Origin of the sequence: Microbacterium sp., from assembly GCF_031178525.1 — a bacterium.
GTDB lineage: Bacteria > Actinomycetota > Actinomycetes > Actinomycetales > Microbacteriaceae > Microbacterium.
In genome coordinates this window covers 1-6,488 of the sequence record NZ_JAPSJA010000141.1, presented here as the reverse complement: position 1 = coordinate 6,488, position 6,488 = coordinate 1, and the positions used below count along the sequence as shown (strand labels likewise).

Genomic DNA, 6,488 nt, shown 5'->3' with positions numbered 1-6,488 from the left:
AGGACGTGGTCTTCAATCCGGCTCCGATCCCTCAGGCGGGTGTGCCGGCGCTGGGCGCCGGGCGACCGGCGCCGGCGGGTCCAGCCGTGCGAGCAACGCCCGCGCACGGCGGATACGTGCTGGAGAACGACGTCGTGCGAGTGGTGATCACCGCGGAGGGCCTCATCACCTCGGCGGTGGACGTCGCGACCGGACGCGACGCGATCCCCGCGGGTGCGGAGGCGAACCTGCTGCAGCTGCATCCGGATTTCCCCGCGATGTGGGATGCGTGGGACGTCGACCGCTACTACCGCAACCGAGTCGACGACCTGCGGGCCGCGGAGTCGCTGACGATCGAGACGGCGGCGGACGGCGTCACGGTCATCGTGTCTCGCCGGTTCTCGCAGTCGGCGCTGACACAGCGGATCACGCTGCACGCCGGATCCCGCGCGCTCGTGTTCGCCCAGACGACCGACTGGCACGAGACGGAGAAGTTCCTCAAGGTCGCGTTCCCGCTCGACATCCACGCCGAGCACACGGCCGCCGAGACCCAGTTCGGCTACGCCAAGCGCGTGACGCACACCAACACGAGCTGGGAGGCCGCGAAGTTCGAGACCGCGATGCACCGGTTCGTGCATGTCGAGGAGCCGGGCTTCGGCGTGGCGCTCACGACGGACTCGACGTACGGCTACGACGTCACGCGCGATTCCACCCCCGAAACGGGCGTCACGACGACCGTGCGGCTGTCGCTGCTGCGTGCCCCCCGCTTCCCCGATCCGGCGACGGATCAGGGCGAGCAGACGCATGTCTACGCCCTCGTGATCGGCGCGGACATCGCCGACGCCACCGCGGCGGGCCTCGTGATGAACCTGCCGCTGCGGGCGGCACCCGCGGCGGACATCGCTGCGGACGCGGTGACGCCGCCGACGCTCGCTCCCGTGGTCGAGACCTCGGGCGGCGTCCTGGTGTCGGCGGTGAAGCTCGCCGCGGATCGCTCCGGCGACCTCATCGTGCGCGTGTACGAGCCGTACGGACGTCGCGCGACGGGCACGGTGCGCTTCGGTCGCGCCGTATCGGGCGTCACAGCGGTGTCGCTCATCGAGGACGCGAACCCGAGCCCCGTGCCCGTGCCGCTCGTCGGGGACCGCGACGTCACGGTGTCGCTCACGCCGTTCGAGGTGCGGACGCTCCGCGTGACGCTCTGAGGCGCGCGTGACTCGCCCGCCGCCGGCGGGCGGGTCACGCGCAGCGCTGGTCGCCCTCAGCCGACCGCGCTGAGCTCCAGCACCATGCCCGACGCGGGATGCAGCACGGGCAGCGTCAGACCCGCCGCAGCGAGAACCGCGCCCGGCACGCGGAAGCCCTCCGGCTCGCGCGCCTGCGCGACCCAGGCCGGCTCGTGCCCGTGGATCGCCGCGGCGCCGAGCGCCTCCGGGACGCGGATCGCGTAGTCGCGCGAGCGGTCGAGGCCGGGGAAGGGCACGCGTGCCGCCTGCGGCCCGCCGGAGCTCGCCAGCCGCACCCACGCGAACAGCGCCGCGGAGCCGTCCTCCGCGACCGTGCCGTGCAGCAGCGTCTGCGGATCCGGCAGGTCCGCATGCACCCGCACGCCCCCGTGCAGCAGGCACCGTCGCGTCGTGACGAACTCCGCCCACGCCGCGAGCCGATCCAGCTCCTCCTCGGAGCACGCGGTGATGTCCCATTCGATCCCGGGGGCGGCGAAGGCCGTGGTCACGAGGCGGAAGGAGAGATCGGTGACGCGCTGCGTGGTGTGGGCACGCGGGGCGCCGACGTGGGAGCCGAGGAGCTCCGGCGGGACCAGCAGCTCGCTCCAGCGCTGGATCTCCTGCCGCTCGACGGGATCGTTGCAGTCGGAGGTCCACACCCGCTCTGTGCGGTCGAGGATGCCCAGGTCGATCCGGCCGCCGCCCGATGCGCAGCTCTCGATCTCGAGCGCCGGGTGCCGCCGGTGCAGCTCGTCGAGCATCGCGTACAGGGCCAGCGTCTGGCGCCGTACGCCCGGGCGGTCGCCGGCGGCGCCGCGGACGACGGCCTCATGCAGCTCGCGATTGTGGTCCCACTTGATGTACGCGATGTCGTAGCGCTCGACCAGCTGCGAGACCGCATCGACGAGATAGGCATACGCCGCCGGGTTCGCGATGTCGAGGACGTACTGATTGCGGAAGCTGGCGCCGACCCCTTCGGACGGAGCGAGCAGCCACTCGGGATGCGCGCGAGCGATGTCGGAGTCCAGGTTGACCATCTCGGGCTCGAACCACAGGCCGAACTCCATCCCCGCCTCACGCACGCGCGCCACGAACGGATCGAGCCCCTCCGGCCAGACTGCGGGATCGATCTGCCAGTCACCGAGCCCCGCGCTGTCGTCGCGGCGGCCGCGGAACCAGCCGTCGTCGAGCACGATGCGCTCGACGCCGATCCGCGCGGCGCGGTCGACGAGCTCGCCGAGGCGGCTCATGTCGTGGTCGAAGTACACGGCCTCCCACGTGTTCAGCACGAGCGGCTGCGGCGCGCGGCGCGGGCGGTGCGCACGCATCCGGCGGTGGAAGCGATCGGCGAGGCCGTCGAGCCCCGCATCCGACCACGCGAACAGCACGGCCGGGGCCTCGTAGCGCTCACCCGGCCCGAGCCGCACCTCACCCGCGCGCAGCAACTCTCCGCCGCCGATCACGGCGGCGAGCGATCCCGCCCCCTCGGGCAGTCGCTGCGCGATCCAGCGCTGGTCACCGCTCCAGGCGACGTGCGCCGCCCAGACCTCGCCCGTCCGATGTGCGAAGGCGGGGGTGCCGGCGACGAGCAGGTAGGGCGAATCGAGCCCGGGCTTGCCGCGCCGCACCTCGCGCACATGCGCCCCATCGACGAGCGGCAGGCGCTGGGGCGCGCGCTCACGGCTCCACCGCCCGCTGAAGTCGAGGATCTCGCTTGCGCGTGACGGGATCGGCATGAGCGCGACCACGTGCGACAGGTCGTAGGGTGCGCCATCCGCGGCCGTCGAGAGAGCCGACCACTGCACGCGCAGGATGCCCGTCGCATCGAGCTCGAGCTCGACCGTCAGCTCGAGCTCGCCGATCGGGTCGTGCAGCGTGCAGCGCACGGTCCCGCCCTCGTCCCCGCCCGCCCGCTCGGTCTCGACGCGCGTGAGGACGGGGCGCGGTGTCGTCGCTGTGCCTCCTCGATGACCGTCCAGGCCGGGCAGTCCCGACCACGTGTCCCGCTCGAGGGGCAGCAGCGTCACGGGACGCGGCGTCTCCGGCGAGTTCGAGACCCGCGCGGACGCGCCCGACGCCCGCAGGGCGGCCACGCCCCCGTCATCGAGTGCGCCGAGATCCTCGCCCCAGTGCAGGACGGTGGGCAGGTCCCCCGCCAGATCCAGCAGAAGCGACACCCCTGCTGCGCGCAGCATCGCGTGACCCGGCTGAACCGACATCGTGACCACCTCGTCCTCGCGTTATTTGACAGCAGAAACTTACTGTTCCTACGCTGACGAAGCAAAGGAGGCTCATGAGGCCCGCGTCACCGGTTCTGACGCCCGACGACAAGCGGGGCACGCTCCCCGAGCTGCGGACGGCGACGTCCGCCGAGATCTTCACGCGGATCATCACGCACGGCCCGATCAGCCGGATCGAGATCGGACGCCTGACCGGTCTGTCTCCCGCGAAGGTCACCAAGACGGTGAGCCCGCTGATCCGCGACGGCTTCGTGAACGTCGGCGAGCACGCGGAGCACTCGGCGCCGGGCCGACCGGTCTATCCGCTCAGCGTCGTCCCGCAGTCGATGCTCGCGCTCGGCGTGAAGGTCAATGCGGACGAGGTCGTGGCCACGACCGTCAGCCTCGGCAACGAGGTGCTAGCCTCCACCCGTCGATCACTGGCCGAGCACGATCCGGCCACCGTCACGGCGGCGATCGCGGAGTGCGCCCGTCAGCTCATCGACGAGCTCGGAGGCGCGGCGGATCGGCTCGTCGGCCTGGGCGTGTCGGTCTCCGGCGACATCGACACGGACACCGGCGTCGTCCGGCACTCACCGCTGCTGGGCTGGTCGCAGGTGCCGCTCGGCGCACAGGTCGCGGCGCACATCGACCTGCCGGTCGTCATCGAGAACGACGTGCGGGCGCTTGCCAAGGCCGAGCAGTGGTTCGGCGTCGGCGCCGAGGCCGCGAGCTTCGCGATCGTCACCATCGGCGCCGGGATCGGCTGCGGCATCTACGTCAACGGGGACGTGGTCGTCGGCTCGCACGGCGTCGCCGGCGAGATCGGCCACCTTCCCCTCGCGTCGCCGGACGCCCTGTGCGTCTGCGGGCGGCGGGGCTGCGTGGAGGCCGTCGCCTCGTCGAGCGCCATCCGGGACGCCGTCCGCGCCGCGCACGGCGACGCGGAGCTCCGCCTGGAGGACGCCATCCGCCTCGCGCACGAGGGCGACGCGGGCGCGGTGGAGGCGTTCGACCGCGCGGGCACGGCGATCGGCGCGGCGCTCGCCGCGACCGTAAACCTCGTGGGCCCGGAGGTCGTCGTCATCGCCGGCGAGGGCGTCACGGAGTACGACCTCTACGAGCGGCGGATCCGCGAGGAGTTCGCGGCGCACGCCTTCGGCGCGGCGGCCCACTGCCGGCTGGTCCTGCAGCGCCACACCTTCATCGACTGGGCGCGGGGCGCGGCCGTCGCGGCCATCCGCTCGGCGATCGCGTCCGCTGCGGGCAGCTCCGGCGCCTAGGGGCCGCCCGAGATCTCAGCCCGCGGGCGGCGCGGTCGAGGCGCGCACGATCAGCTGCGAGCCGAGCGACACGACGTCCTCGATGGCGGTGCCGGACATCGCCTGCAGCAGGAGGTCGACCGCCAGCGCGCCGCTGCGCTCGATCGGCATGCGCACGGTGGTGAGCGCAGGGGTGACAGCGCCCGCGAGGTCGATGTCGTCGATGCCGACGATGCTGATGTCCGAGGGGCAGCGTCGGCCGAGCTGGAGCAGTCCGGCCTCGAGCCCGAGGGCCACGAGGTCGTTGTAGGCGACGACCGCTGTCGCGCCACTCGCCAGCGCCGGCGCGGCCGCGGCGCGACCGCCCTGGATCGAGGCGGCGTGATTGCTCAGGCCGGTCAGGCGGATGCCGTGGCGCTCGCACGCGCGGGCCACCGTGTCGGCGCGGCGCACGTCCGCCCATGACCCCCGCGGCCCTGCCGCGTAGGCGATATGCGTGTGCCCCAGGGCCGCGAGGTGTTCGATCGCCTGGGCGGGTCCGTGCTCGGTGTCCATCAGGACGCACGGGGCGCCGTCGATCTGCCGGTTGACCACGACGCACGGAGTGGCGCCGATCAGGTCCAGGACGTCGGCGTCGGGCAGACGCGGCGAGCAGAGCAGCATGCCGTCGAGCTTGCGCGCCTGTTCGATCTGCTCGCGCTCCCGGCGCAGATCCTCATCCGCGTCGAACAGCACGATGCGATGACGACCGTGCCACGCCTGACCCTGGATCGCCTTGAGGAGCGTGGCGTAGACCGGGTTGGAGACGTCCGGCACGACGACGCCGAAGGTGCGTGTCGCGGCGGCGGACTGCGTCGTCTCATAGCCGAGCTCATCCGCGGCCTCCAGCACGCGGCCGAGGGTGTGGGGGGCGAGACGATCCGGCTCTCCGAACGCACGCGAGGCGGTCGCGACGGACACCCCGGCACGCCGTGCCACCTCCGTCAGCGTCGCCGCCATGTCCACCTCGCTTCCGTCAGCAATCCTACGGTCGCCGACGGCTCTGCAAAAGGTTTGACAACTTTGTACAACTGATACACACTGGCTTTCACGACGATCATCGCCGATCACCTGCGAGGTGCGCGGCCCAGAGCGAAGGAGCGACCGCGTGAGCATCGAAGCACCGGTCCTGCGCCGCAGCACCCCGGCAACCGCGGCGCCGCTGGTCTCTCCGACCGGCGCGGGCATCCTGCACCTCGGTCTCGGGAGCTTCCACCGCGCGCATCAGGCGGTCTACACCGCCTCGGCGATGCAGGCCGGCGGCGGCGACTGGGGCATCATCGGCGTCGCGTCGCGCTCCCGTGCGATCGTCGACGGCCTCCACGCCCAGGATCTCCTCTACTCGGTGGCCACGATCGCCCCTGGCAGCACGTCGCTCACCATTCCCGGCGTCCACACCGACGCCTTCGTGGGAGCGGAGCAGCCGGATCGCGTGATCGCCGAGATCGCCGACCCCCGCATCCGGATCGTGACCCTCACCATCACGGAGAACGGGTACAGCTACTCCCCCGCGACACAGCGCCTCGACCTGGATGACGCCACGGTGCGCGCGGACCTCTCGGGTGGCGCCGCTCGCTCGACGATCGGCCAGCTCGCGCGGGGCCTCCAGGCGCGCGCCGCGGCGGGAGGCGCCCCCATCGCCGTGCTGAGCTGCGACAACCTCGCGTCCAACGGGGCGCACACCGAGAAGCTCGTGCGCGAGTTCCTGCAGGAGCTCCCGGGCTCCGAAGGCGCCGACGCGCTGGCCTTCCTCGACCGCGCGG

Annotated in this window: 4 protein-coding genes and 1 pseudogene; 3 read left to right on the top strand and 2 right to left on the bottom strand. The window is 72.4% G+C overall.

Annotated features, from left to right (window positions below; translation table 11 throughout):
• Nucleotides 1-1,184 (top strand): glycoside hydrolase family 38 C-terminal domain-containing protein (locus RIF89_RS09640; protein ID WP_309068903.1); only part of this gene is annotated, 1,184 nt, incomplete at its 5' end.
• A gap of 56 nt (nucleotides 1,185-1,240) precedes the next feature.
• Here the strand turns inward: RIF89_RS09640 and RIF89_RS09635 are convergent.
• On the bottom strand, nucleotides 1,241-3,424 hold the full coding sequence (locus tag RIF89_RS09635; protein WP_309068902.1) for an alpha-galactosidase: 2,184 nt from the start codon (nucleotides 3,422-3,424) through the stop codon (nucleotides 1,241-1,243).
• A gap of 74 nt (nucleotides 3,425-3,498) precedes the next feature.
• Between RIF89_RS09635 and RIF89_RS09630 the strand changes: the two genes are divergently transcribed.
• Nucleotides 3,499-4,707 (top strand): ROK family transcriptional regulator, encoded by a 1,209-nt coding sequence (locus RIF89_RS09630; protein ID WP_309068901.1) that lies wholly within the window; start codon nucleotides 3,499-3,501, stop codon nucleotides 4,705-4,707.
• A gap of 15 nt (nucleotides 4,708-4,722) precedes the next feature.
• Here the strand turns inward: RIF89_RS09630 and RIF89_RS09625 are convergent, their stop codons facing one another.
• Nucleotides 4,723-5,685: a LacI family DNA-binding transcriptional regulator gene (locus RIF89_RS09625; RefSeq protein ID WP_309068900.1), complete on the bottom strand. Its 963-nt coding sequence runs from the start codon at nucleotides 5,683-5,685 to the stop codon at nucleotides 4,723-4,725.
• A 148-nt stretch (nucleotides 5,686-5,833) separates the two neighbouring features.
• On the opposite strand from RIF89_RS09625, the pseudogene RIF89_RS09620 reads away from it, so the two are divergent.
• Nucleotides 5,834-6,488 (top strand): annotated as a pseudogene (locus tag RIF89_RS09620) (mannitol dehydrogenase family protein); the annotation flags it as partial.